Origin of the sequence: Sphingobacterium olei, from assembly GCF_005048855.1 — a bacterium.
Taxonomy (GTDB): Bacteria; Bacteroidota; Bacteroidia; order Sphingobacteriales; family Sphingobacteriaceae; genus Sphingobacterium; species Sphingobacterium olei.
In genome coordinates this window covers 85,846-110,824 of sequence record NZ_SUME01000012.1, presented here as the reverse complement: position 1 = coordinate 110,824, position 24,979 = coordinate 85,846, and the positions used below count along the sequence as shown (strand labels likewise).

The window sequence follows — 24,979 nt, the reverse complement described above, 5'->3', positions numbered from 1 at the left end:
ATACCATTTCCAACGTAAAATCTTCCATACAAATCCAAGCATTTCATTTATCCTGCTTTAAAATATATAAATTTACGGTCGACAATTAATGTAACATCTTCTATGAACATCAAAACCCTCCTTTTTCTTTGTTTTCAAGTCGCTTGGCTAACAAATTATGCACAAGAAAACAAAACACCTATTAGCTGGACAGATATTCCATCCTGGTCGTACATACGAATGAACGGTCTGCAATATACAAACGATGGCAAATGGACCGCATTTATTTCGGGACCGACCCAAGGCGACCTCACGCTCACTCTGCGAAAAACACTTGACACGACGGTTTATAATTATAAGATTGGTGGACAAGCAAGTCCTATCGAGTTCGATGATGACAGTAAATATATTGCGTTTTTTGAATCACCAAGTTACAAAGACATCAAAGCTAATGAAAAAGCTAAAAGACCAATTTCGAAAAAGCTAAGAATCGTTGCGCTCTCGGATACTCTTTCCACTGTTTTTGACAATGTGCAATCGATCCAGTTTTCAAATGAAGATGGCAAATGGATAGCTGTTCGCTTTTCAAAAACCACAAATAGACCTGATGGCCCACCATCTGCAGAATCCGGAAAAGGAAGTGATCTACTCCTTTATAATCTGGAAAGTAAAAAAAGCTTCAATCTGGGAAACGTGAGTGATTTCAAGTTCAATAAATCGGGACAATACATTGCATATACTGTTGATGCCGATGGAAAAAATGGAAATGGCATTTTCCTTTTGGACCCAAAAACAGGCCTAAATTCCGTCCTGCAGAATGACAAAGCAAATTATTCTAAAATCAACTGGAATAAAGAAGGCACAGCGTTCGCCTTACTTAAATCGAAACAAGACAAAAACTATAAAGAGCCTATTTACACGTTAATTGGGGTTAAAAATATCAAAGGAGATCAAAGCGAGCTATTCACATATACCGGTTTAGATGAAAACCAAATTACCTCCGGTTATGGTATAAGCCAAAATAGTATTCCTTACTGGAGTAAAGACTTAAGCACGATCTTCTTCGGTATCGCCAAAATCGAGAAGGTCGAAAACAAGAAATCAAGCGAAGCGAAAATTGATAGTGCTGCGAAAGATAGCACCGATCAGAAAATAGCTTTAGCGAAAGACTCTGTGGCGAAAGATACAATCTCCGCAACAGTTGCCAACGTGACTCCTAAAAAGCCGAACGATAGCGGCAAAAAAGACTTAGAAAAGCCAGATATGATTATTTGGAACTGGCAAGATAAAAGGCTACAATCCAGCCAACGGAACCAATTAGAATCCGACAAAAACTATATGGTAATGAGTACGCTATATGTTAAAGACAATAAATTTACTTCATTAGCCGATAGTAACATACGTTCTATTGCACTTGCTCCTACGCAACAGATTGGTTATGGACTAGATTTCAGCCCATATGAATTTGAGTCAAGCCTCAGCGGGCAGCGTTATGCCGACCTGTATATTATCGATGTAAAAACAGGTGACCGAAAGCTGGGCGTTGAAAAATTATATCTCAATGCGGCACGAGGCATAAGCTTTTCACCATTAGCTGATTATCTACTTTATTATCAGGACGGCAATTATTACAGTTTGCATATTGCTACGTTAGCAAAAACCAATCTCACGGAAAAAATCCCGGCTTCATTTATTGATGCCTTTGATGACCACAATGTTTCAAAGCCTGCTACGTCGAATTTCGGTTGGACACAAGATGGAAAGTACGTTCTTCTAAAAGACAATTACGATCTTTGGAAAGTTTCGGCAGACGGTAAAAGTTATATTAGTCTCACCGACAATTGGAAAACCCGAAAATTAACCCCTTCTCGTTATAACAGAATTTATGAAGATGACGATTTTATCGATCTAAAGAAAGATCAATATTTTACCATCTTCGACGATAATACGAAGCAGTCGGGAATAGCGCTGTTGTCGGCCAATAAACAGGCGCTGGAAATCTTATCCTTGGCGGATATATCCGTTGGACTATTTAACAAAACCAAACATGGTAATCAGTTTTTCTATAGCAAAGAAAAGAGCAATGAATCTCCTGAGCTCTTTACGAGTACGGACAAAACACTAAAAAATGAATTAAAATTAACCTCAAATACACCAGATACGGAGAAATTTGCACTTTCGTCGGGTTCTAGATTAATAAGCTACGTAAACGATTTTGGAGACACGCTACAAGCTACATTGTTTTTACCGGCAGATTATATAGAGGGTAAATCATATCCTACAATAACCTACATTTACGAAAGATTAACCGATGGGACAAATAGTTATTCCAACCCGGCTTTTCCCGGTGGCGGATTTAATAGGGCCGTATACAATAGTAATGGCTACGCTGTATTGATGCCGGATATTACATACAAGCTTAATGACCCAGGAATGTCTGCTGTTGCCTGTGTGGTACCGGCGGTCAAAGCTGCCGTAGCAACCGGCATAGTGGATCCTGACAAGGTAGGGTTACACGGGCATTCATGGGGAGGCTATCAAACTTCCTTTTTAATCACGCAGACCGACATCTTTAAAGCGGCTGTAGCAGGAGCCCCGTTAACGAATATGATCAGCATGTATAGTTTGATCTACTGGAATTCGGGTTCCACTAATCAAAGTATATTTGAATCCAGTCAAGGTCGTTTGACATCCGGATATTGGGATAACTGGGATGCCTTTGCAAGAAATTCTCCTATTTATCATATCAAAAAGGTAAACACGCCTTTAGTTATTATGCACAATGATAAAGATGGTGCGGTAGACTACACACAGGGTATTGAATATTTTAACGGACTTCGCCGTCTCAATAAACCTGTCGTGATGCTTACCTATAATGGAGAAAATCACGGCCTTCGTAAAGAGGTAAATCAAAAGGATTATGCCGTGCGTATGATGGAATTTTTTGACCACTACCTTAAAACAAGTGAATCACCAGATTGGTGGTCAAAAGGTATTGATTACATTGATCTACCAAAACATCTTGAAGAGCGGGCATTCTAACTTCAGTTTCAGGGGAGCAGATATTCTATTCCGCTCCCTTTATATAGCCTTAAAGAGCTGAAAAGCACTAAAAAAGTGACCACTTACTTTTTTTTAAAAAACATCTTTGTACAAAGGATTTATATATCTATGTTTGTAACACAAGGGAGATGAAAAAGTATAAGTGCAAGTGAGCTAACACTCACAAAATCTTATGACCGAGAGATAAACAAACTAAATGATGATAGACCCCAATGTCTTAAAACTTGAAAAAGAAATTATTCTATCCAGTTATAAACTATTTTTTTGATTAAGACCTGTCAATGCCCACGACAGGTCTTTTTTCCTTTTATAGATAGGGGATTTAAAATTAAAACTTGTTATAAAAAGCAAGTTTGTCTAAGTTTGTATCATAACATGGAAAGTTGAGGCTTTCTTTAACAGAAAAAACACTATGGGAACAGAAAGCAAGAGACAGCAACGCTTTGCAGGAGTGATTCAGCAAGATTTGGCCGAATTATTCCAACGCGATGGAAAGGCATGGGCACCGGGTGCATTCATTACCGTTACCCGAGTAAGAGTAACACCGGATTTAGCCATAGCTCGCGTATACCTTAGCTTTCTGAATACCAAAACGGCTAAGGATGACATCGCTAACATCAAAACGAAAACAAATGAGATACGTTATAAGCTTGGTGCCAAGATAAAAAACCAGGTACGTGTGGTTCCTCAATTGGAGTTCTTTTTGGATGACACCAATGAATATGTCGAACACATGGATAAATTATTCGATGAAATAAGCAAAGAAGATAGACAGCCGGATTAATTCATTTGGCTTTTCTAAGTATATGATTTTTGAATTAGAAAGTGAGAATTTTTCCTTTCCTCATCCCAAATATGCCGAAGACGATGGCCTATTGGCAATAGGTGGCGACCTTACGCCTAAAAGATTACTCACCGCATATAAGCATGGCATATTTCCTTGGTATGCAGATGATTCTCCAATTCTTTGGTATGCGCCACATGACAGATTCGTTTTATATCCCAACCAACTCAAAGTGAGCAAGAGTATGAGAAAAATCCTGTCAACGACTTTATTTAGTTTTACCTACAATACAGCGTTTGAAGATGTCATCGCAAACTGCTCCAAAATCGACCGTAAAGATCAAGATGGAACATGGATCGTAGCGGATATGCGAAATGCATATACAGAACTTCATCATTTGGGATTTGCCCATAGTATAGAAGTGTGGAAAGAGAAGGAATTGGTTGGAGGTTTGTATGGCGTATTGGTAGGAAAAGTATTTTGTGGAGAAAGTATGTTCTCTAAAGTTTCCAATGCTTCAAAAGCAGCATTGATATTTTTAGTTCAGAATTTTGGAATAGACCTAATAGATTGTCAAGTCCATACGTCGCATTTAGAAAGTATGGGGGCCATTTATATGCCACAACAGCAATACCTTGATATTTTACAACAGCAATACTTGAAACAAGATGGACTACAAAGAATATTTTGATATACCCGAAGATACAATTTACCTAAACACGCCTGGAAACGGATTAATGCCCAAAAGCCATCACATTTGGAGGCAACATAGAGATGCTGCATTTTTTGCACCTTCTGGTATGCTACGTGAACAGCAAGGAGAATTTATCACCGAAGTAAAAAACGACATTGCCGAATTATTTCATTGCAGCACAGATCGGATCTTTTGTGTACCCAACTTTTCATTCGGATTCAATACCTTAATTGAAGGATTTTCTGCTGACACCACCTTCGCATTAATTTCAGAGGATTATCCCTCGCTCAATTACCCTATTATAAGTAGAGGATTCCAACATGTCTACATTGAGGCGAATGAAAACATAGAAGAAAATATCTTTAACATCGTTGCCGAAAAGAGGCCTGATGTATTACTACTAAGTATCGTCCAATATATCACAGGTCTAAAAGTTGATCTGAACTTTATCAAAAAGTTAAAAGTAGCATTTCCGGATCTTATTATCATTGGCGATGCCACGCAATTTTTAGGTACAGAACCTTTTGATTTTGACAATTCTGGCTTTGATGCCATTGGAACAAGTGGATACAAATGGATGATGGCTGGATTTGGCAACGGTTTTTTGATGGTATCACAAGGCCTTAGCTTAAAAATTTATGAAGACGCGCAATCCCGGCCTCGTCCACAAGAAGGTATGTGGTCAAAAAAATCAATTTTAGACACCTATTTCGAACCGGGGCACCAAGATACCTTAAGTCATGGTACATTACAACAATCTATACGATTTCTCAAAGAGATTGGATTAGATCAGATACAACAACATATCCATCGGTTAAGCATATTGGCATATGATGAACTGATAAGCAGGGGCCTTATTCTTCCTTTTATTGAAAGAAAGGAGATAAAATCGTCTTTAATAAATATACAAATACCACAAGAGCTCTACCCGGACCTTACGGCTGATGGACTTAAATGTTTTCCACGGGGGACAGGCATACGTATTGGTATACACCTATACAACGACGAAAGCGATATTGAAAGATTACTACAATTAATAGACAAACACATATGGAATTCAAGATAGGAGATTTAGTACGATTTGTAGACGAGCCGATTGAGGGACATATTACGTCTATACAGGCCAATGATATCGTTGGTGTAACAGATGACACAGGTTTCGAAATACCGGTATTAAAGACGAAGATTACCTTGGTACACGGCAACATGCGTTTACCCGAAGACGACATAGAAGATAGTCCAAAAATCGCACAGGGACCTTTTGTAGACAAAGGTATATATCTAGCGGTAGCCGGTGAGCAAAAAGATGGTTTGGCTAAATTTTATGTTGTTAATGAGACATCTTTTGAGTTGCTTGTCAGCATATCAGAGATTTCAGGTTCCAAAACGACAGGCATATTTGCCAATAGTATTCCGAAAAGTGACTATGCACAGGTGTACACTGCAAATTTTTCGACGGTAGGAAAATGGCCTACTTTTCAATTCCAGCTCATCCGTCATTCGCGGAGCCAACAGACGCAAACCCAGCCACTAAGTAAGGAGTTCAGGGTAAAACCTTTGGATTTGATTAATTCCAAAGAGATGAATAATATTCTGGGCGAAAAAGTATGGTTATTTGAATTGGATAAAAAAGAAGAGAATATTGGATTGGATAAATTAAAATCGCATTTTATATCCCATCGGCCAACAAAGAAATAAGGAGATCTCTCCTTATTTCTCTTCTTCTTTAATAACTTTAATCTTTCGAACACTTAAAATTAAGATTAGTGCGCCAAGAAATAAAAAGAACCAACCCCATTTTAGGTGCAGGGTCTTAGCAAGCACGCCATCTAAGAATTTCATTCCGAAGTAATTATTGATTTTAAAATAAACTGCTAAAAATCCGAGAACAGTCCATGCAGCAAATACCCTCGTCACTATTCGAAACGCATTTACTTTACGAATAAACAATACTAATACACTCAATGCCAATACTCCGATTGTCACAACGAATAGGCTGGTATCCGTCTGGTACAGGTTCCAGTTGCCTACTAATGGTACTTTCAGAAACGGACAAAATACCGTACTTAATGCAGATATTCCGATGCCAGTCCAAGCTAAAGGTTTGTTTAAGATATACATTTTATAATTTTGATTATACAAAAATGCAGAATCACATTCATTTTAACATATCGTCCGATACTATTTTTTCTTAATCTGTTTATTTTATTAATAATATTTCGTTTCTATCCAAAACCTTCACAACACTTTTAGCGCTGTTGGGATACCGATCTATCGCGAAGGTTTTTATGCCTTTGATTATTTTTTTTAGATCGAATAAATGATTGTTATCATATACCAAAAAGACAAACTTTAAAACAAACTGAATATCAATATATTAACAATAATTTAACACTATTTAAAAACATTCTAAATTAATTGGTTTGACAGATTTTTGACATTATAACCCTGCTTTTGCTCTACATTTGCATCAAAGATTTGGGCTAGAAAGAAAAAGCATTGAAGAATTTAAAAGTAATAGCATTTACGCACCGACATGTTGACCTAAAAGATCTAGGCAATTTGGTAATTTGTAACGAAGAGTTAGATTCCAGATTGATCAATCTAAAAAACAATCTAGATATCCCTGAGATTTTCTATATTGCTACATGTAATCGTGTTGAATTTGTTTTTTACGGTGCTCATGAATTAACCGATGATTTTATCGCCCATTTCATGGACAAAATGAACTTTTGTGTTCCTTCAGAAAGACTTCATTGCTATTTAGGGCAGGTAAACCGTTATTCCGGGATAGAGGCACTGAATCACTTATTCCGAATGTCATGCTCCTTGGAAAGCCTAGTTGTTGGAGAAAAGGAAATTTTGGCACAGGTACGAAGAGCGTATGAAAAATGCAGAGACTCTGGATTTACTGGCGACTTTCTACGTTTAATGATGGATCGTCTAGTGAAGACAGCAAAAGAAGTTTACACGTTTACCAATATTTCCCGTAATCCCATTTCTGTCGTTTCCTTAGCCTATCGTAAATTAAAAGAAACGAAATTACCTGAAAACCCACGCATCCTCGTTATTGGCTCTGGAGAAACAAACCAGAATTTAGCTAAATACCTTAAAAAACATAAGCATTCTAATTTTGTCGTATTTAATCGTACAGTAGCAAATGCAAATGCTTTGGCGAAAGAATTAAATGCTGAGGCCTATCCTCTTTCGGAATTAAAAAACTACAAGAAAGGATTTGATGTTATGATTACCTGTACCGGTGCGCCCGAGGCAATCATTAACAGCGATCTATATCAATCCATTTTGAATGGTGAAACTGACAAAAAAGTCGTCGTTGACCTGGCTATTCCAAATGATTTGGACGCTGAAGTATTGGTAAATTATCCTATTCATTATATTGAAGTAAGCAGCCTTCAAGCTATCGCAGAGAAAAACATCCAAGAGCGCTACAACGAATTGGAGAGTGCGGATAAAATCATCTGTGAGAATATTAAAGAATTTCTTCCTCTTATTAAACAACGTCGGGTAGAAGTAGCGATGCGTCAAGTTCCGGATAAAATTAAAGAAATACGTGCCACTGCGCTAAACGAAGTATTCGCTCATGATTTGCGCAATTTAGATCCTCAAGCCCGTGAAGTTCTGGAAAAAGTAATTAACTACATGGAAAAAAAATACATTAAGGTTCCTATGGTGATGGCTAAAGAAATTTTAGTAAAAAATAACGAGGTAGAGAATAATTAAACATTATTTTTTCCTAAACATACTTTAATCTGACAGATTCCGTCGGGATTATCCTTCCATTTGGTTAACTTTGCTGACGTAGTTTTACACCGAAAATCTTTCATTGTGAATAGAAAATTAATAATTGGCACACGAGGGAGCCAACTTGCACTGTGGCAAGCTAATTTTGTAAGAGATCGATTAGCTGAAATCGGAATTGAAGCCGAGCTAAAAATTATTAAGACACAAGGCGATATTATCCAACACCTCAGATTGGATAAACTGGAAGGTAAAGGATTTTTTACCAAAGAACTCGAAGAAGAGTTACTAAGTGCTCAAATCGATCTTGCGGTTCATTCACATAAGGATTTACCTACAGTAAACCCTCCCGGACTCATCATTGCAGCTGTATCCGAACGGGAGGACGCTTCAGAACTTTTAATCATTCACAAAGACTGCGTAGATATAAAAAAACGACTTTCTCTCAAACACAATGCGAGCGTTGGCACATCCTCTAATCGTCGTAAGGCCCAACTGCTATCATTACGTCCCGACTTAGAGTTTACAGATCTTAGAGGCAATTTGCAAACGCGTATTCAGAAACTACGTGATGAAAAATACGATGCGATTGTATTGGCCAAAGCAGGTGTAGCGCGTATCGAAATGGATCTTTCTGATTTTCACATTGAAGAGATTTCTCCCGTTGAAATCATCCCGGCACCTGCACAGGGGGTTCTAGCCATTCAGATCCGCGAAACAGATCAGGATCTATTTGATATTCTTCAAAAAATACATAATAAAGAAGTTGCCGAGACCATCGCTGTGGAGCGTAAAGTATTGAATTTATTTGATGGAGGTTGTCATGCCCCGTTAGGTTGTTACTGCCGCAAACGTGACGGCAAATATGAAACATGGACATCAATTGCAGAAGATAATGAAGACTTTCCAGATCGTTTTTTTGTGCAATCAGATACTACGGTAGGGTTGGCCGAACTTATTTTTTCAAAATTCAAAAAAGACAGAAAACTACCTTCTAGTATATTCATTACAAGAGATCTGGATGAAAGCTCCTATTTGGCGAAGGCGCTAAAAAAGCACAGCATTTCAATTGATGACCGCTCTCTTATTAAAATTTATCCGACCATCAACAAGTTGGATTCTTTTATTTTAAAAAGAGCGGATTGGATTTTCTTTAACAGTAAAAATGCCATTGAGCATTTCTTTAAACTAGAGCCTTTCATATTAAAGAAAACTAAAATTGCTGTTTTGGGTAGAGGTTCCGAAGATGCCTTACGCAAATACGATCGCATAGCTGATTTCTCGGGTGATAATTTAGGAATTAAAACCGAAGACATCGCCAAAGAATTCGCGAAATTAGTCGACGGACAAACGGTGTTAATACCACGTGCTGAAGGGTCATTGCAAACTATCCAAAAAGAGCTTTCTGAAAACACAAAAGTAATCGATGTTCCTATTTACGAGACTGTGCTTGCAGAAAATGTAAATAAATCAAATGCCGATGTACTGATATTTACAAGTCCAAGCAATGTCGATGCCTATTTTCAGGAGAATTTAGTAGATCCTGATCAAAAGATCATTTGCATCGGATACTCTACTGCTGGTGCTATTGAAAAAATGGGGTTAAAGTATACACTCCCCTATACTCCAGATGAAATTGGTCTTGCTGAAGCCGTGTTTGGATTAGAATACTAGACAGGGGTTAGGCATTTGGGGTTAGAGGCCATGAAGTTTTTTTATTTTTTACTTTTTACTTAGAACCATGTTACAACGTCCAAGAAGAAATAGAAAATCTGCTGTCATCCGTGACATGATTCAGGAGACACATTTATTACCTTCAAATTTGATTTTCCCACTTTTCATTGTGGAAGGTGAAAATCAGAAAACAGAAGTATCATCAATGCCAGGGATATATCGTCATTCTGTTGATAATTTGCTTCGTGAAATTGAAAGTTGTCTAAAATTAGGATTAAATGCTTTCGATATATTCCCCGCTGTTGAAGAATCACTAAAAGACAAATTTGCTACCGAAAGCTACAGGGAAGGCACCCTTTACTTGAGAGCTATAGAGGCTGTAAAAAAGTATTTTCCAGAAGCCTGTGTTGTTACCGATGTCGCCATGGATCCTTATAGTTCTGACGGACACGATGGTATTGTTGAAAACGGCGAGATATTAAACGATGAAACACTTGTTGTATTGGGAAAAATGGCATTGGCACATGCGCAAGCGGGTGCTGACATCATCGCACCGTCGGATATGATGGACGGACGTATCGGTTACATCCGAAACGTATTGGATGAAAATGGTTTCACCCATGTCTCACTGATGTCTTATACCGCAAAATATGCCTCATCATTTTACGGACCTTTCCGTGATGCATTAGGTTCTGCTCCAAAAAAAGGAGATAAAAAAACATACCAAATGAATCCGGCAAATGCGCGTGAGGCATTAATTGAGGCACAACTCGATGTGGAAGAAGGAGCAGATTTTTTAATGGTAAAACCTGGTCTGCCTTATTTGGATATCATTAAGTTATTACACGATAATTTTGATCTTCCTATCGCCGCTTATAATGTATCGGGAGAGTATGCCATGATTAAAGCTGCTATTCAGAATGGGTGGTTGCAAGAAAGTGCAATTCTAGAAACTTTATTAAGCTTCCGCCGTGCCGGAGCGACTTCAATTCTCACTTATCATGCTAAAGAAGTGTTGGAAAAAGGTTTGTTGAAATAAATTTCAAATTAAAAAAATAGATATGACAAGTCAAGTACACGATATTTCACGTACAAAATCAGCAGAACTATTTGAAAAGGCAAAAAATTATTTTCCTGGAGGCGTCAATTCTCCAGTTCGTGCATTTAAATCTGTCTACGGTACCCCACTCTTTATTGAACGTGGAGATAAAGCACATTTATGGGACGCGGATGGAAATGAGTTTATAGATTACTGTTGCTCTTGGGGTCCGTTAATTTTGGGGCACAACAATGCTGAAATCCGTGAGGCCGTCTCCGCTCAACTGCATAAAGGATTAAGCTTTGGTGCACCAACTCAACTCGAGAATTCATTAGCCGATCTAATCATATCAAATAATCGATATATCGAAAAAATTCGCTTCGTCAGCTCCGGCACGGAAGCGGTCATGTCTGCGATCCGTCTCGCGCGCGGATATACCAAACGGGACAAAATCGTCAAATTTGAAGGTTGCTACCATGGACATTCTGATTCGTTATTGGTAAAAGCCGGATCTGGATTGGTGACATTTGGAGAAACATCTTCAGCAGGTGTTCCGAAGGCTTTTGCCGATGAAACAATCGTCATCGCGTTAAATGATAAAGCTGCTTTGGATAAAGTATTTTCAGATTTTGAAGGCCAGATCGCAGCTGTAATTATCGAGGGTGTACCTGCAAATAACGGACTCCTTATTCAGGATAAAGCATATATACAGTATTTAAGGGATATCACTACTTCCAACGGTTCGTTACTGATTTTTGATGAAGTCATCACAGGTTTTCGACTGAGCTTTGAAGGTGCGGCACGGTATTACGATATCCAGCCCGATATTTTGACTTACGGTAAAATTATTGGCGGTGGAATGCCAGTAGGTGCATACGGAGCGTCCAAAGAAATCATGGGGCATATCTCTCCGGATGGAGGTGTTTATCAAGCTGGCACATTGTCTGGCAATCCTGTTGCTATGGCCGCTGGGATTGCAACACTTTCTATCTTATCCCAACCCGGATTCTATGAAAAATTGGAAGAAACGACGCTAACTTTTGTCAAACGCATCCGTGATTTTATAACAGAAAAGAATTACCCTGTATCCATCTTCACAATTGGCTCTATCTTTTGGTTTGCATTTTCTCAAGATGAAAAAATTCAAACTGCTGATCAAATTGCCCCCTCATCTATGGAAAAATATAAAGTGATGCACCGTGAATTATTAAACCGTGGTATATATTTTGGACCTTCGGGCTATGAAGTCGGTTTTATTTCTGCAGCACATACATCCGAAGATCTGGAGACCACACATGCTGCTATTCAAGAAGCATTAGAAATTGTATTTAAATGAAAACAAAACATCGTTTTAGCTGTTTAATCATTTATGAATATATCTAGTCTAAAAAGAAATTGTACACATATGAAAACATGGAAATCTACGTTGGCAATTTTAGCTGTTTCTGCAACGATTGTCTCCTGTAATAATACTACAAAAAACGCGGATGGTGAAGTTCAAGATTCAACAGCCTTATCCGATACGGTAGGTGCAGTAACAGTAAACGCGCTTGCGCATGCAAAAGAATTCCCCGGTGCTACATTGAAAATTGCATCAATAACTTCAGAGAAAGTGGGTACCGATTCGGCTAAGATCACTGTAAAATACGACGTACAGGACTTCAAATTAACCGAACAAACAGAACACGATCATCAGATGGCGAATTCGCATGAGGGCCAACATATCCATTATATATTGGACAACAAACCCTATGTTGCACTTTACAAACCAGAACATTCGGAGACCGTAGCGGTTAATTCCGAGCACTATTTATTGTCTTTTTTATCACGTTCCTTTCACGAGTCGATTAAAACGCCCGAGGCTTCTAAATTGATTAAATTTAAAGTAAATGCTGATGGCAAAATTGAAGAGCTACCGACCCCAACAGAGGCTTCACTATTTTATAGCCGTCCAAAAGGCGATTACAAAGGAGCAGATACAAAAACGTTACTATTAGACTTTTTTGTCGTAAACACGTCTTTAGGTGCTGATGCGAACAAAATAATAGCCACTATAAACGGTCAAGACTTCACATTAGACCAATGGACTCCCTACGAAATATTAAATCTTCCTTTGGGAGAAACAAGTGTAAAATTATCTTTAGTAGATAACGATGGTAATGCACTCACAGGTGATAATGTATCCGTAGAACGGAAAATTAATCTTGCGGCTGAATAGTCCGACATATATATATATGATAATTTAAAAAGGTCAACTCGAATTCGAATTGACCTTTTTTATGGCAATATATTTGCTAACATTAAACCAACAACATTTTATCAGGTCTTAAAATTATTAAAAAACATATTTTACCAACTTAACAATTGATCCCATGAAAAAAATATTACTCGCTCTCGCCATAGGCAGTATTTCTTTGCTAACGTTGAATTCATGTACTAAAGAATATATTACGAACAACTATTTACCAGGTATATCTTACACTACAACCGTCCAACCTAATCAATGGGAAGAAGATGGTGAAGGTTCGGGCGTTTACGCTGTAGACCTTGAATTCCCAGAATTGGACGCCCAATATTATAATTTTGGCACAACACAGGTCGCATTAGAATTTGCAAGAAGTAATGGTTCTTTTGACGTGATACCCGCTACGATTAGAGGCACGCATTACTCTTTTGGATATCAAGTTGGTTGGGTTACAGTATTTGCGGAAATCAGGACAACTAATCCGGCAGATATTGATATTGACAGACCTATAAAAGTCAAAATTACGTTAACGGATGCGGACAATGGAGGAAACTAAAAAAGAAGTCTTAGGACTTCTTTTTTAGTTTGATGATGTTGTTTTAGCATTATTTTTTGCCCCGTTCGGGAACAGTCCATAAGTAGATCGTCGTACCACCTACATTAACTTCTTTTTCCGGTTTCCAATCACCCATACCAAATGCGTGGGATACTACTCGGGTTCCCGGCTTTAATTCTTCTAAAATTTTCGGGCGTAATTTAAGATTTACGGAAGATAACAGATAAAGCGTTAGCACGTCCGCTTTGCTAAAATCGAAATCGAATAAATCACCTTCGATAAAGGTGACTTTGTCTGCTACACCTGCTTTTACTGCATTAGCATTAGCTTCTTTGATCCGTTCTGGATCAAGGTCAATACCGGTAGCCTCGGCAGCTCCGCGTTTGGCTGCTGAAATAACGATTCTGCCGTCACCGCATCCCAGGTCAAAGTGAACATCTCCAGCTTTGATACCTGCTAAGTCAAGCATGGCATCCACTACCACTTGGTCGGTAGGTACGTAAGGGACATCTAATCTTTTGGTTTGTGTGAACACATTCGAACCGATCAGGACAAAAAAAACTGCTAACATTGTTTTTAAATAACTCATAATCTTAAATTTTAATATGTAACAAAATTAATTTTACTTGCGAACTGATTATGTATTAAATCATATACTTTAGGTTCGATGGTCTAGTTTCGATCTATTGTTTTTTCGGGTAAAAAAGAAAAACACCATGCCCAATAGTAAGACTCCAATACCGAGCCAAGTGCCCATGCCTGCAAACAGTAGACTAGAATAGAGCAAATAAGCTGAAGCCAAACAGAATATCGCAGGTAACACCGGATATAAAGGCACTTTAAACGGCCGAAGAGCATTGGGCTCCCGGATACGCAACACAAACAAGGCCAGCCCTGTACATAGTATAAAAAACCAGAATATAGGCGCTGTAAAATTCACCATGGCTTCAAAACCACTACGTGCAAAAGAACCGACAACAATCAGCGTCGTTGCGATTGCACCTTGCGTCAGGAGCGCATTCACGGGCGTAGAACGCCCTGTTTTCCAAACATTCATAAATGACAACAAGGAGAAGTCTTTTCCAAATGCATAATTTGTACGCGCACCTGTAAAAATGGTGGCATTGGTAGAAGTGAGCGCGGCAAGCATGACCAACAGTCCGATAAAAACAGCGCCCCTTTCTCCTATTGCCGTACGCATCATATCCACGCCGACAGCTTCGGAACGGGCTATACCGTCTATTCCCAAAACATTGAGGTAGGCAAAATTGATCAGCAGATATATTGCTGTAATGATGAGAATACCTGCTATCATAACAGTGGCCATTTTCTTGCTGCCACCTCGCATCTCGGATGATATATACCCTGCTTCATTCCATCCACCAAATGTAAGGAGCACCATGATCAGGGATGTCCCAATAGCCATTGAAAAATCTACATCGGTCGCTAGAGTTTGTGCAGCAAATTCCCGATCTGCCGGAGCAAAGAAAAGTCCGGCGATAATAAGCACGATCAACCCTGAAAACTGTAAGCCGACGAGGAGTTTTTGGGTTCCAGTACCCACGTGAACCCCAATTATATTGGTTATTGTAAGACCAATGACTACCACGATAGCATAAACCGAAGATGAGTAACCACTTAAGCGGTAAAATTCACTCATGTAATCGCCAACGATAAAGGCAAGTAAAGCAATGGAGCCCGTTTGAATAATACTCATCCGTGCCCAAGCGAAAAGAAAGGCAAAATGTCGACCAAATGCCCGATATAGAAAATGATATTCGCCACCTGCACTCGGAAATGCCGTGGAAAGTTCGGCATAACACATGGCGCCTATCAGAGATATGGCTCCACCAAGCACCCATACAAAGAGGAACATTTCCCAAGTACCGGTACTGTTGGCAACGATGGGAGGTGTTCTAAAAATACCTGCTCCCACGACAATACCAACAATCATGACTATGGCATCGAACACCGTAAGTACCTGCTTGGGGGTGTTTGTTTGAGCGCTTAAAGCAGCACTATGCGGTAATTTCTTCATTTCCTTCATAGGCAGAAGTGTGTTGTCGTATCAACAATACGTATATACTCCACTTACATAACCATAAAGAAATCAAATAGTTCACTGCTGCTCTTACTTTAATAGCAGAAGTGAACTATTCGAGACTGACTTAAGAGCCGAGAGATTACCCCAACAATTCCTTCGCATGCTGAAGTGCAGCATCCCCAGGATTGGCACCACTTAGCATCTGTGCAATTTCGAGAATACGTTTATCTTGATCTAAAAGTCGAATGTTAGACTTGGTTCGCTCGTCCCGATCTTCTTTATATACTTTGAAGTGGGCTGTACCCTTAGAGGCAATCTGAGGCAGGTGTGTAATAGCCAGCACTTGCATATGCCGCGCCAGATTCTCCATCACCTCGCCTACCCTTAACGCCACCTCTCCTGAAATACCCGTATCGATTTCATCAAATATGATGGTCGGTAAAGCAGACCGTTGGGACACGAGGGATTTTATAGCGAGCATGACCCGCGACAACTCCCCACCGGATGCCACTTTGTGGATTGGCTGCAAAGCTTGTCCTTTATTAGCCGAAAATAAAAACTGAACTTTATCCAATCCTTTGGGAGAAATTTTGTCTTCTGTTTGCGGTTCCAAATGTATCTGGAGGTTAGCATTGGGCATACCTACAGCAACGAGCGTATTAATTACACTATCTTGAATAATTGGCAGACTTTGCTGACGCGTCTTGCTGATCTGACGAGCTAGTTCTAGCACCGCATCAAGTTGTTTTTTAACTTCGTTTTCAAGCACAATTAGTGCTTCGTCCTGACTGGATGCCAATTGAAGTTTCGTTTTCAATTGTTCCCGCAGTTCAATTAATTCAACATCCGTATCAAGCCTGTGCTTTTTCAGTAAGGTATAAATCTCACTTAGACGGGAATTCACATGGTCTAGACGATCCCCATCCAAATTTACGCCTTCATTCGCTAATTCTACCTCATTTGCGATATCCTTAATCTCAATATAAGCGCTTTGCAATCGATCGGAAAATTCTTCTGTACGTTTAAAAAATTTGGATACGGACTGCAACTGCTGAACAGCATCTTTTAACAAAGTCTGAATATTAGTATCACCTTCAATTAACAGGTACTGCGTGGTCGACAATCCTTTCTTAATGTCCTCCGCATTTTCGAGTTGCTGCTGTTCCGCTTCTAGTTCTGCCACTTCTCCTTCGACAAGGTTCACCTTTTCCAATTCGTCAAATAGAAATTGGTTATAGTCAAGCTCTGCATTGGCGGCATAAATGTCTTCCTTTAGGGTTAACAGTCGTTGTTCGTATTTTTTTAAATGTTTGTATTCCGCGTTATAGGCCTGCAACAACTTAGCGTTAGCAGCCACGCTATCCACCACAAACAGTTGAAATTCTTCGGTATTAAGCTGTAATGTAGCATGTTGGGAATGGATATCAATTAATTTTTCGCCCAACGCTTTGAGCACATTTAATGTAACTGGTGAGTCGTTGACAAAAGCCCTCGATTTTCCGTCGACGGCTATTTCCCGCCGAATAATAGTTTCTTCCTCATAGTCTAAATCCGTCTCACCAAAAAAATCATTCAATGCATAGGAAGAAACATCGAAATAACCCTCAATAATACATTTCTGACTTTCGTCAAAAAACTGTTTCCCCTCTGCCCGATTACCAACGATTAAACCCAGTGCTCCCATAATGATGGATTTACCAGCACCTGTTTCACCAGTTATTATATTCAGTCCTTTATTGAACGAAATATCAAGATTATCTATTAATGCGTAATTCTTTATATATAAGCGTGTCAGCATGTAATTATTTTTTTAGTGTCTCGTATTTTGAAATATTGGCAGGATCCAGTTCGGCTAACAAATTGTAAATCTTTACGCTTTCATTTCCCGGCATTTTAGAAAAAATGCCGACAAATTCATTTGACTTTGCTGTAAATAACACATTGGTCAATACGTTACCTGTATTGGTACGATCCACCTCCTTTAATCTGGCCATCATTTCCCCCATAGCTCCTTTGGCTTTTGCTTCATTCTCAACCATATTATCAAGCCCCTCTCTATGAAAGGAATACGAAAACTCGCGGTAAGGCATATATATTCGATCTACCAGATTTGTAATCAGCCAATACCGGTTATCCATAGCTTCCATCCCTCGCCAGCCTTCAACTTGGGAGCTCTGCGAATAATTCATGATCGTACGCGCTTTTGAAAACATGGCCGTACCTCCGGATTTCCGGAATGAATCCATATCCATTCCGATAATGATATTGGCATAAAAGCCCAATAAAGAAGATAACGGCCCCAGATTCTGATTATCATTAAAATCCAACTGTTCTCCTTCAACATACGAAAAATTAAAATATTTATCCCTGAAACTTAAAATCGGGCTGTTATAGTTCGTTCCATATACCGGTCGAGCAGAATTTACCTGTGCAGTAGCTTTATATTGTTTGGATCCATCATACTCTGTAATGATGATATTAAAGCTACAATCAATACGTTCTTCTGGACGAATCGCTTTATCCGTCCACGACCTGTTGTTTAAAAAATCAGAAATAACACGTTGAAGCAATTCTAATGTTCTGGCATTTGTATTCTGCAATTGCGGTGCAGAAAGTTCTACTCTTGCATTTAGTTCCTGAGCGAAAACACAAGCGATGGAGACAGATAGCAAAATTATAGTTACGTAAATTCTTCGCATATGATTTGATTATGACTCAAACTTAGACAAAAGTTTTTTGAACTTCTATAAATCAATAGAAAATAATATGTTTGTATGGATGACGGACTTTAGTAAACAATTAAGCAAATACATGCCGGATGAAGCAGCGCCGATTATTTCACAATGGATAAACGATACTAGTTGTCGATTCAAAGTGACGCGAAGCAGATCTTCCAAGCTAGGGGATTACAGAGCTCCCTTTCGAGGCAGCACACATCAGATTACGGTCAATCATGATCTCAACCCATATTCCTTTTTGATTACAACAATACATGAATTTGCGCACTTGAAGACCTGGCAAGCCCATAAGAGTCTTGTAAAACCACATGGATTGGAATGGAAAGAAAATTTCAAAATACTGATGCATCCATTTTTAAAATTGAATATTTTCCCGCAGGAGATAGTACATGCTATTTCGAACTATATGTCCAATCCAGCGGCGTCCTCCTGCACAGATCTGCATCTTTACCGTATCCTTAAAAATTACGATCAGCTCGATGCTTCTATCCATACGGTAGAAGAACTTCCTGAAAACAGCATCTTCCAACTCAAAAATGGCCGTACCTTCCAAAAAAAGGAAAAATTGAGAAAACGATATAGATGTATTGAAGTAGAAACCAACAGAATATACCTCTTTCATCCTATAGCCGAGGTCACACCACTAAATACCGACATATAAGTTATTTATTTTACTCCAATACTCATGAACAAGATAACATTACTCATACTCTTTTTTTCGTCAATGGCTTTCTTGTCTTGCCAGAACGCTCAACAGGCTGTACACGATACCACCACTTTGGATAGCATAGCACTGGAAGCCATACAGGAAAACACCTATAAGGAAGCGGTATCCAAACTATCCTCCGACGACTTCTTAGGTCGAAAGCCGTTTACTAAAGGTGATACATTAACGGTAAACTATATTCGGGAACAATTTAAAAACCTAGGACTAAAACCCGGCAATGGAGATTCGTATTTCCAAGAAGTCCCGTTAGTAGAAATAACATCTAAACCGACCTCACCTTCCATTACGTTAACGGGTAACAAGGGAGATTTGACAATTAACTACCTGGAAGATTTTGTAATCGGAACAAAAAGACTACAGGAGCATATTACAATCCCTTCGACAGAACTAGTTTTTGCGGGGTTCGGAATCGTAGCGCCTGAATACGGGTGGAATGATTATGATGGACTGGATGTCAAAGGCAAGACTGTCGTCGTGATGGCATCTGATCCAGGAAGATATGACAAAAATCTTTTCAAAGCGGATACCATGACATACTATGGCAGATGGACGTATAAATATGAAGAAGCGGGTCGCCAAGGGGCAACAGGCATATTAATTATCCATGAAACTGCCGCTGCCAGTTATGGGTGGAATGTGGTGAGAACTGGCTGGAGTGGCCCTCAATTGGATATGGTCACGGAAAACAATGGTGCTTCAAATGTGGAATTTGAGGGATGGATTTCGAACGAAACCGCTAAAAATCTCTTTCAAATTGCAGGTATTGATGCAAAAGTAATGGAAGAAGCCAAAAAACCAGGATTTAAAGCAGTGCCGCTTCAAGTCACTATGGCGGTAAGCTTGAAAAACAACTTCCGTAAATCTAAATCAAATAATGTAATAGCGAAAATAGAAGGGTCTAAAAGGACTGATGAAACGATTATCTACACGGCACATTGGGATCATTTGGGTGTAGGAGAAGCCGTGGACGGAGATTCTATTTATAATGGGGCAGTCGATAACGCCGCGGGTGTAGCCGCACTATTTGAAATTGCGAAGGCGTTCAATGCGGCTAAAGTAAAACCCGAGCGCACTATCGTATTCATGGCACTCACGGCTGAAGAAGAGGGGTTATTGGGGTCTGCCTACTATGCAAGCAATCCGATCTATCCAATTAACAAGACGGTGGCTAACTTAAATATGGATGCTTTTAGCCCTTTGGGAGCGACAAAAGATGTATCCGTTGTAGGGCTGGGTCAAACAGAATTAGAAGATTATGTCAGACAATCAGCTGCTAAATTTGGAAGATTTGTAAAGGGAGAAGGGAATCCATCCTCTGGTGGATTTTACAGATCAGATCACTTCAACTTTGTAAAAAAGGGCGTACCAGGCTTATTCATGGGGAGCGGAGATCAATTGATTTCAACAGATACAACATTGAATACCAAAAGAAAAGAAGCTTTATCAGGCCGTTACCATAACGTTACAGATGAAATCGACGAAAATTGGGACTTTGAAGGCATATTAGCGGATATCCGTTTATTTTTCGACATTGGATATACCTTGAGTTTAGAAAAAACATTTCCCGGGTTCAAAGCAAATTCAGAATTTAAAGAATTAGGTGAGAAACGTCTTTCAAAATAGTACCTTTGTAACGAAGATTAAGATACAATTTAACACATACAAACTATGTTAACAGGAATGAAACATTTACACTCGACTCTAGCTGTAGTGCTCTTATTAGCTTTAGTCATTTCTATTATTATTACTGCAGTTAATTATTTTAAAAGCAATCCTTACAATCGTAAAATAGCACTTATTGGATTTATCAGTGCACATCTACAACTATTGATTGGATTGGTTCTATATTTCACCTCACCATTGGGACTAAAAAGTTTTTCCGGTGAAAACATGAGCAACAGCCTATCGCGTCTATACTTTTTAGAACATCCGTTGCTTATGCTTATTGCTATTGTTTTAGTCACTATTGGGTATTCGAAAGCGAAAAAAGCTAAAGAAGATTACAAAGCGAATAAAACGGTGTTTTTCACCTATACGATCGCTTTAATATTGATTTTGTCACGGATTCCGTGGAGTACGTGGTCTCTTTTAAATTAACATATCATAAAGGCGCTAGCGAGATAGCGCCTTTATGATTAAAATGCTCTTACCTACTTCACAATAGAGTTAAGGTAAACTTCAATATTTAGATATCCTTTCCAATCGGATTGTGAACTAAATTGTAATGCATCACTGCTATCGTTTTTGTTTAGATTCAACCTTTCTTCCCACCCATCGGGAATTCCGTCGTTGTCTGTATCTTTTTCGACATGGATTTCTTTCTCTTGCACTTGCGCCAGATCCATATTGAAAAAATCAGTCTCGCTGTGGACGTTTCTTCCGCTCAGGCCCTTACTTTTTAATTCTTCGATTATTGAATGGTCTATTGCATCGCGCCTTGGAAAAACAGCACCGGCATTATCAACGATATAATCAAATGCAGATAAAGCAGACATATTTGGCACCACACTTGGATAAGCTGCAAAATCTTGCGCATTTTTAAAATTATGATTTGGGATTCCTGGATACCAAAAGTCGTTTGATTCAATCATCGTCCCATCAAGTTTACCATTTTGGTTGTTATCATAATAATTTCCTTTTTGGAAGAGATTAAAATTCTGATTTCCCCTAGAAAATGGTGTGAGTTTGGTTTGAGGAGTTGAAGGACCTCCAATAAAGTAATTATTTAAAATCAACACATTTGAAATCACAGCTGACTCCCCTCCCAGAATATAAGCATCAGCTGAAATGGAATGCGCAGGATTAACGGTATTTTTATTCCCAAAATTATAAACAATATTATTAACAAATTCATTGATTCCTTTTACCTTAGGATTACGGGTTTTATTACTGTGATAAAGACATTTGAGTATGCTAATTTTCCCACCAGATTGAATTAATCCTCCAGCCGAATGATTAAAAGCATGCAGGCCTTGACCAATTATGCTATTTTGCAAGGTTATATCGGAAGGTTCGTCGCCTTTCTTATCCCAACTGATTGAAAATACTTCATCGAGTCCCCAGGTAATTGACATGTGATCTAAAATGATATTTTTACCGTTGGATATTCCCGAGGCATCTTCATTTTTACTTGCTCCGCCATTGACACCCAATCGAACACGCAAATAGCGGGAAATTGTATTATTTGCCCCCGTAAATGACATCGTTCTACCATAAACAGTCACACCATCTCCCGGAGCAGTCTGCCCAGCGATAGTGGTAAAGGGTGCAACACTTAGCTTACTCTTAAGTTTAATTACCCCGCTAACTTTAAAGATTACAAAGCGCCCTGGTTGACTTACGGCATCCCGTAATGACCCTTCTCCTTCGTCTGCTAAATTTGTCACAAAGTAGACCTGTGGTTGATCTGCTCCCCTCGCTCCTTTGGCAAAACGGCCAAAACCTTCGGCTCCAGGAAATGCCATGGTTTCTTGTGAATACACGTTTTGGGACATAAATAGCGATATGACAATCGGTATAAAAAAATGTTTTATTGGTGTCATAGGATTTAAAATTTAATGGTTAGAAATTTCAACTCACAAACTTCAACTATTTAATTTAATAAATTGACCTGTGCCATCCTGCTCGAAATATGTTTTGAAAACGAAAAAAAGAGGTCTGCTAAAATTGAGTTTTTAGTTTATTTTAAATTTATAAAAATATTTATGTTTATTTGTAGCTTTTAGGTTACATAACGTGGGGCATCTATATTAAAATCGTTAACTTTACAACCTAATTTTCAATGAAAATCAATTAAAAATGAGTGCAGATATCAATAAACTAGAACAGATTGCATCACAAGTAAGACGAGACATTGTACGTATGGTACATGCTTGTCAATCTGGACACCCTGGAGGATCATTAGGATGTACAGATTATTTCGTTGCATTGTATTTCCATGCAATGAAACATAATCCTTCTTTTAATATGAACGGTGATGGAGAAGATTTATTTTTCTTATCAAATGGACATATTTCGCCGGTATTTTATAGTACATTGGCGAGAGCAGGATATTTTCCGGCAGACGAACTGGCCACTTTCCGTAAGATTAATTCTCGGTTACAAGGGCATCCGACCACACACGAACACCTACCAGGAATTCGTGTTGCTTCCGGATCTTTGGGGCAAGGGTTATCCGTTGCAATTGGTGCTGCACAAGCAAAAAAATTAAATAAAGACAATCAATTGGTATACGTACTGATGGGAGATGGTGAGCTACAAGAAGGTCAGGTATGGGAAGCAGCAATGTACGCTCCTCACAACAAAGTAGACAATCTTATTGCTGCTGTAGACTATAATGGTGCGCAAATCGATGGGCCTACTAATCAAGTGCTATCATTAGGTAATTTAAGAGCCAAATGGGAAGCTTTTGGATGGGATGTGTTGGAAGTAGAAAAAGGTAATGATATGACATCTGTGGTTGCTGGCATCGAGGAAGCGAAATCACGCACCGGCAAGGGCAAGCCTGTGATGATCTTATTGCACACCGAGATGGGATTTGGTGTTGATTACATGATGGGATCACATAAATGGCATGGTGTAGCACCCAACGACGAGCAACTACAACTTGCGTTGGATCAGATCCCTAGAACGGTTGGAGATTATTAATATTAGATAGGAGATGTTAGATAGGAGATGTTGGACTCCTAATATCTAAACATTATAAAAGAAAATTATACGGATGAAAAAATTCACATATACTGAATCAAAAGATACACGTTCAGGCTTTGGAGCTGGTTTATTGGAAGCGGGGAAAACGAACGACAATGTAGTAGCGCTTTGTGCAGACTTAATCGGCTCATTAAAGATGAATGACTTCATCAATGAATTTCCGGAGCGTTTTTTCCAAATTGGAATTGCGGAAGCAAATATGATGGGAATTGCAGCAGGTTTGACTATTGGTGGCAAAATTCCTTTTACGGGAACTTTTGCAAACTTCTCAACAGGCCGAGTGTATGATCAAATTCGTCAGTCTATTGCCTATTCAGACAAAAACGTAAAAATATGTGCTTCGCATGCGGGCCTTACATTGGGTGAAGATGGCGCGACTCACCAAATATTAGAAGATATCGGCTTGATGAAAATGCTTCCCGGTATGACGGTTATCAACCCATGTGACTTTAATCAAACAAAAGCTGCAACAATAGCATTAGCCAGCCATATTGGGCCTGCATATTTACGTTTTGGCCGTCCAGTCGTACCTAACTTTACACCTGCTGATCAAAAATTTGAAATCGGCAAAGCGGTTCTATTGAATGAAGGTAAAGATGTAACGATTATTGCTACCGGTCACTTGGTATGGGAAGCTATTAAGGCTGGTGAAGAGTTAGAAAAATTAGGTATCGATGCCGAGATCATCAACATCCACACGATCAAACCATTAGATACGGAAGCTATTTTAAAATCAGTTGTCAAAACAGGGTGCGTTGTTACAGCGGAAGAACACAATCGTTTGGGAGGCTTAGGAGATAGTGTAGCGCAAGTATTGGCTCAAAAATTACCTACTCCACAAGAGTATGTAGCGGTAAATGATAGCTTCGGTGAATCGGGAACTCCTGCACAGTTGATGGAGAAATATGGACTGACTGCATCAAGTATCGTGGCGGCAGCAAGAAAAGCGATTAGCAGAAAATAAAAC

22 protein-coding genes are annotated in these 24,979 nt (G+C 39.0%); 16 read left to right on the top strand and 6 right to left on the bottom strand.

Features of this window, described 5'->3' with window-relative positions; all coding sequences use genetic code 11:
- Positions 1 to 102: 102 nt before the first annotated feature.
- The 5 genes from FAZ15_RS21180 (at position 103) to FAZ15_RS21160 (ending at position 6,218) form a co-directional block, all read left to right on the top strand.
- Positions 103 to 3,021 (top strand): alpha/beta hydrolase family protein, encoded by a 2,919-nt coding sequence (locus FAZ15_RS21180; RefSeq protein ID WP_136903374.1) that lies wholly within the window; start codon positions 103 to 105, stop codon positions 3,019 to 3,021.
- A gap of 433 nt (positions 3,022 to 3,454) precedes the next feature.
- Positions 3,455 to 3,826, top strand: a complete 372-nt coding sequence (rbfA, locus tag FAZ15_RS21175; protein WP_136903373.1) for a 30S ribosome-binding factor RbfA — start codon at positions 3,455 to 3,457, stop codon at positions 3,824 to 3,826.
- Between the two features lie 22 nt (positions 3,827 to 3,848).
- Positions 3,849 to 4,517 carry a leucyl/phenylalanyl-tRNA--protein transferase gene (aat, locus tag FAZ15_RS21170; RefSeq protein WP_136903372.1) on the top strand — a complete coding sequence of 223 codons (669 nt, stop codon included), beginning with the start codon at positions 3,849 to 3,851 and terminating at the stop codon, positions 4,515 to 4,517.
- Positions 4,495 to 5,586 carry an aminotransferase class V-fold PLP-dependent enzyme gene (locus FAZ15_RS21165; protein WP_136903371.1) on the top strand — a complete coding sequence of 364 codons (1,092 nt, stop codon included), beginning with the start codon at positions 4,495 to 4,497 and terminating at the stop codon, positions 5,584 to 5,586. Before aat ends, FAZ15_RS21165 begins: the two co-directional genes overlap by 23 nt.
- Positions 5,571 to 6,218 (top strand): hypothetical protein, encoded by a 648-nt coding sequence (locus FAZ15_RS21160; RefSeq protein WP_136903370.1) that lies wholly within the window; start codon positions 5,571 to 5,573, stop codon positions 6,216 to 6,218. The genes FAZ15_RS21165 and FAZ15_RS21160 overlap by 16 nt, the downstream gene beginning before the upstream one ends.
- Before the next feature lie 12 nt (positions 6,219 to 6,230).
- On the opposite strand, the gene FAZ15_RS21155 is transcribed toward FAZ15_RS21160, so the two are convergent.
- A complete protein-coding gene (locus FAZ15_RS21155) occupies positions 6,231 to 6,641 on the bottom strand; it encodes a hypothetical protein (protein WP_136903369.1) in 411 nt (136 codons plus the stop codon).
- A 378-nt stretch (positions 6,642 to 7,019) separates the two neighbouring features.
- Between FAZ15_RS21155 and hemA the strand changes: the two genes are divergently transcribed.
- From hemA to FAZ15_RS21125, 6 genes are all read left to right on the top strand, one after another.
- Positions 7,020 to 8,261, top strand: a complete 1,242-nt coding sequence (gene hemA / locus FAZ15_RS21150) for a glutamyl-tRNA reductase (protein WP_136903368.1) — start codon at positions 7,020 to 7,022, stop codon at positions 8,259 to 8,261.
- Positions 8,262 to 8,366: 105 nt separating this feature from the next.
- A complete protein-coding gene (gene hemC / locus FAZ15_RS21145; protein ID WP_136903367.1) occupies positions 8,367 to 9,953 on the top strand; it encodes a hydroxymethylbilane synthase in 1,587 nt (528 codons plus the stop codon).
- A 67-nt stretch (positions 9,954 to 10,020) separates the two neighbouring features.
- The gene (gene hemB / locus FAZ15_RS21140) at positions 10,021 to 10,992 is read left to right on the top strand and encodes a porphobilinogen synthase (protein WP_136903366.1); all 972 of its coding nucleotides are present in this window, start codon (positions 10,021 to 10,023) and stop codon (positions 10,990 to 10,992) included.
- A gap of 22 nt (positions 10,993 to 11,014) precedes the next feature.
- Entirely contained in the window at positions 11,015 to 12,328 is a 1,314-nt protein-coding gene (gene hemL / locus FAZ15_RS21135) for a glutamate-1-semialdehyde 2,1-aminomutase (RefSeq protein ID WP_136903365.1), read from the top strand.
- Positions 12,329 to 12,397: 69 nt separating this feature from the next.
- Positions 12,398 to 13,210 (top strand): hypothetical protein, encoded by an 813-nt coding sequence (locus tag FAZ15_RS21130; RefSeq protein ID WP_136903364.1) that lies wholly within the window; start codon positions 12,398 to 12,400, stop codon positions 13,208 to 13,210.
- A 154-nt stretch (positions 13,211 to 13,364) separates the two neighbouring features.
- Entirely contained in the window at positions 13,365 to 13,793 is a 429-nt protein-coding gene (locus FAZ15_RS21125; RefSeq protein WP_136903363.1) for a hypothetical protein, read from the top strand.
- A 49-nt stretch (positions 13,794 to 13,842) separates the two neighbouring features.
- Here FAZ15_RS21125 and FAZ15_RS21120 read toward each other — a convergent pair whose 3' ends face one another.
- The 4 genes from FAZ15_RS21120 to porD all read right to left on the bottom strand — a co-directional run bounded on the left by FAZ15_RS21120 (position 13,843) and on the right by porD (position 18,536).
- The gene (locus FAZ15_RS21120) at positions 13,843 to 14,382 is read right to left on the bottom strand and encodes an SAM-dependent methyltransferase (protein WP_136903362.1); all 540 of its coding nucleotides are present in this window, start codon (positions 14,380 to 14,382) and stop codon (positions 13,843 to 13,845) included.
- A gap of 69 nt (positions 14,383 to 14,451) precedes the next feature.
- Positions 14,452 to 15,840, bottom strand: a complete 1,389-nt coding sequence (locus FAZ15_RS21115) for an APC family permease (RefSeq protein WP_136903361.1) — start codon at positions 15,838 to 15,840, stop codon at positions 14,452 to 14,454.
- Between the two features lie 136 nt (positions 15,841 to 15,976).
- Positions 15,977 to 17,635 carry a DNA repair protein RecN gene (gene recN, locus FAZ15_RS21110; RefSeq protein ID WP_136903360.1) on the bottom strand — a complete coding sequence of 553 codons (1,659 nt, stop codon included), beginning with the start codon at positions 17,633 to 17,635 and terminating at the stop codon, positions 15,977 to 15,979.
- 4 nt (positions 17,636 to 17,639) lie between these two features.
- A complete protein-coding gene (porD, locus tag FAZ15_RS21105) occupies positions 17,640 to 18,536 on the bottom strand; it encodes a type IX secretion system protein PorD (RefSeq protein WP_136903359.1) in 897 nt (298 codons plus the stop codon).
- Positions 18,537 to 18,615: 79 nt separating this feature from the next.
- On the opposite strand from porD, the gene FAZ15_RS21100 reads away from it, so the two are divergent.
- The 3 genes from FAZ15_RS21100 to FAZ15_RS21090 are packed head-to-tail and all read left to right on the top strand — an operon-like array spanning position 18,616 to position 21,399.
- Entirely contained in the window at positions 18,616 to 19,236 is a 621-nt protein-coding gene (locus FAZ15_RS21100) for a SprT family zinc-dependent metalloprotease (protein ID WP_136903390.1), read from the top strand.
- A 24-nt stretch (positions 19,237 to 19,260) separates the two neighbouring features.
- Positions 19,261 to 20,925, top strand: coding sequence for a M28 family metallopeptidase (locus tag FAZ15_RS21095; protein ID WP_136903358.1), 1,665 nt, complete (start codon positions 19,261 to 19,263; stop codon positions 20,923 to 20,925).
- 57 nt (positions 20,926 to 20,982) lie between these two features.
- Positions 20,983 to 21,399, top strand: coding sequence for a hypothetical protein (locus FAZ15_RS21090; RefSeq protein WP_136903357.1), 417 nt, complete (start codon positions 20,983 to 20,985; stop codon positions 21,397 to 21,399).
- A 53-nt stretch (positions 21,400 to 21,452) separates the two neighbouring features.
- Here FAZ15_RS21090 and FAZ15_RS21085 read toward each other — a convergent pair whose 3' ends face one another.
- Complete coding sequence (locus FAZ15_RS21085) at positions 21,453 to 22,844, bottom strand: pectate lyase family protein (protein WP_136903356.1); 1,392 nt, start codon at positions 22,842 to 22,844, stop codon at positions 21,453 to 21,455.
- A 256-nt stretch (positions 22,845 to 23,100) separates the two neighbouring features.
- On the opposite strand from FAZ15_RS21085, the gene FAZ15_RS21080 reads away from it, so the two are divergent.
- A complete protein-coding gene (locus tag FAZ15_RS21080) occupies positions 23,101 to 23,949 on the top strand; it encodes a transketolase (protein ID WP_136903355.1) in 849 nt (282 codons plus the stop codon).
- A gap of 73 nt (positions 23,950 to 24,022) precedes the next feature.
- Positions 24,023 to 24,976 (top strand): transketolase family protein, encoded by a 954-nt coding sequence (locus FAZ15_RS21075; protein ID WP_136903354.1) that lies wholly within the window; start codon positions 24,023 to 24,025, stop codon positions 24,974 to 24,976.
- The last annotated feature ends 3 nt before the right edge of the window (positions 24,977 to 24,979 follow it).

Coding starts and splice junctions, on each gene's coding strand:
- FAZ15_RS21075 (WP_136903354.1), top strand. CDS start 24,023: ATGAAAAAATTCACATATACTGAATCAAAAGATACACGTTCAGGCTTT.
- FAZ15_RS21085 (WP_136903356.1), bottom strand. CDS start 22,844: ATGACACCAATAAAACATTTTTTTATACCGATTGTCATATCGCTATTT.
- FAZ15_RS21115 (WP_136903361.1), bottom strand. CDS start 15,840: ATGAAGGAAATGAAGAAATTACCGCATAGTGCTGCTTTAAGCGCTCAA.
- FAZ15_RS21165 (WP_136903371.1), top strand. CDS start 4,495: ATGGACTACAAAGAATATTTTGATATACCCGAAGATACAATTTACCTA.
- rbfA (WP_136903373.1), top strand. CDS start 3,455: ATGGGAACAGAAAGCAAGAGACAGCAACGCTTTGCAGGAGTGATTCAG.
- FAZ15_RS21090 (WP_136903357.1), top strand. CDS start 20,983: ATGAAACATTTACACTCGACTCTAGCTGTAGTGCTCTTATTAGCTTTA.
- FAZ15_RS21155 (WP_136903369.1), bottom strand. CDS start 6,641: ATGTATATCTTAAACAAACCTTTAGCTTGGACTGGCATCGGAATATCT.
- recN (WP_136903360.1), bottom strand. CDS start 17,635: ATGCTGACACGCTTATATATAAAGAATTACGCATTAATAGATAATCTT.
- FAZ15_RS21125 (WP_136903363.1), top strand. CDS start 13,365: ATGAAAAAAATATTACTCGCTCTCGCCATAGGCAGTATTTCTTTGCTA.
- FAZ15_RS21100 (WP_136903390.1), top strand. CDS start 18,616: ATGACGGACTTTAGTAAACAATTAAGCAAATACATGCCGGATGAAGCA.
- FAZ15_RS21080 (WP_136903355.1), top strand. CDS start 23,101: ATGAGTGCAGATATCAATAAACTAGAACAGATTGCATCACAAGTAAGA.
- FAZ15_RS21130 (WP_136903364.1), top strand. CDS start 12,398: ATGAAAACATGGAAATCTACGTTGGCAATTTTAGCTGTTTCTGCAACG.
- FAZ15_RS21120 (WP_136903362.1), bottom strand. CDS start 14,382: ATGAGTTATTTAAAAACAATGTTAGCAGTTTTTTTTGTCCTGATCGGT.
- FAZ15_RS21160 (WP_136903370.1), top strand. CDS start 5,571: ATGGAATTCAAGATAGGAGATTTAGTACGATTTGTAGACGAGCCGATT.
- porD (WP_136903359.1), bottom strand. CDS start 18,536: ATGCGAAGAATTTACGTAACTATAATTTTGCTATCTGTCTCCATCGCT.
- FAZ15_RS21180 (WP_136903374.1), top strand. CDS start 103: ATGAACATCAAAACCCTCCTTTTTCTTTGTTTTCAAGTCGCTTGGCTA.
- hemB (WP_136903366.1), top strand. CDS start 10,021: ATGTTACAACGTCCAAGAAGAAATAGAAAATCTGCTGTCATCCGTGAC.
- aat (WP_136903372.1), top strand. CDS start 3,849: ATGATTTTTGAATTAGAAAGTGAGAATTTTTCCTTTCCTCATCCCAAA.
- hemL (WP_136903365.1), top strand. CDS start 11,015: ATGACAAGTCAAGTACACGATATTTCACGTACAAAATCAGCAGAACTA.
- FAZ15_RS21095 (WP_136903358.1), top strand. CDS start 19,261: ATGAACAAGATAACATTACTCATACTCTTTTTTTCGTCAATGGCTTTC.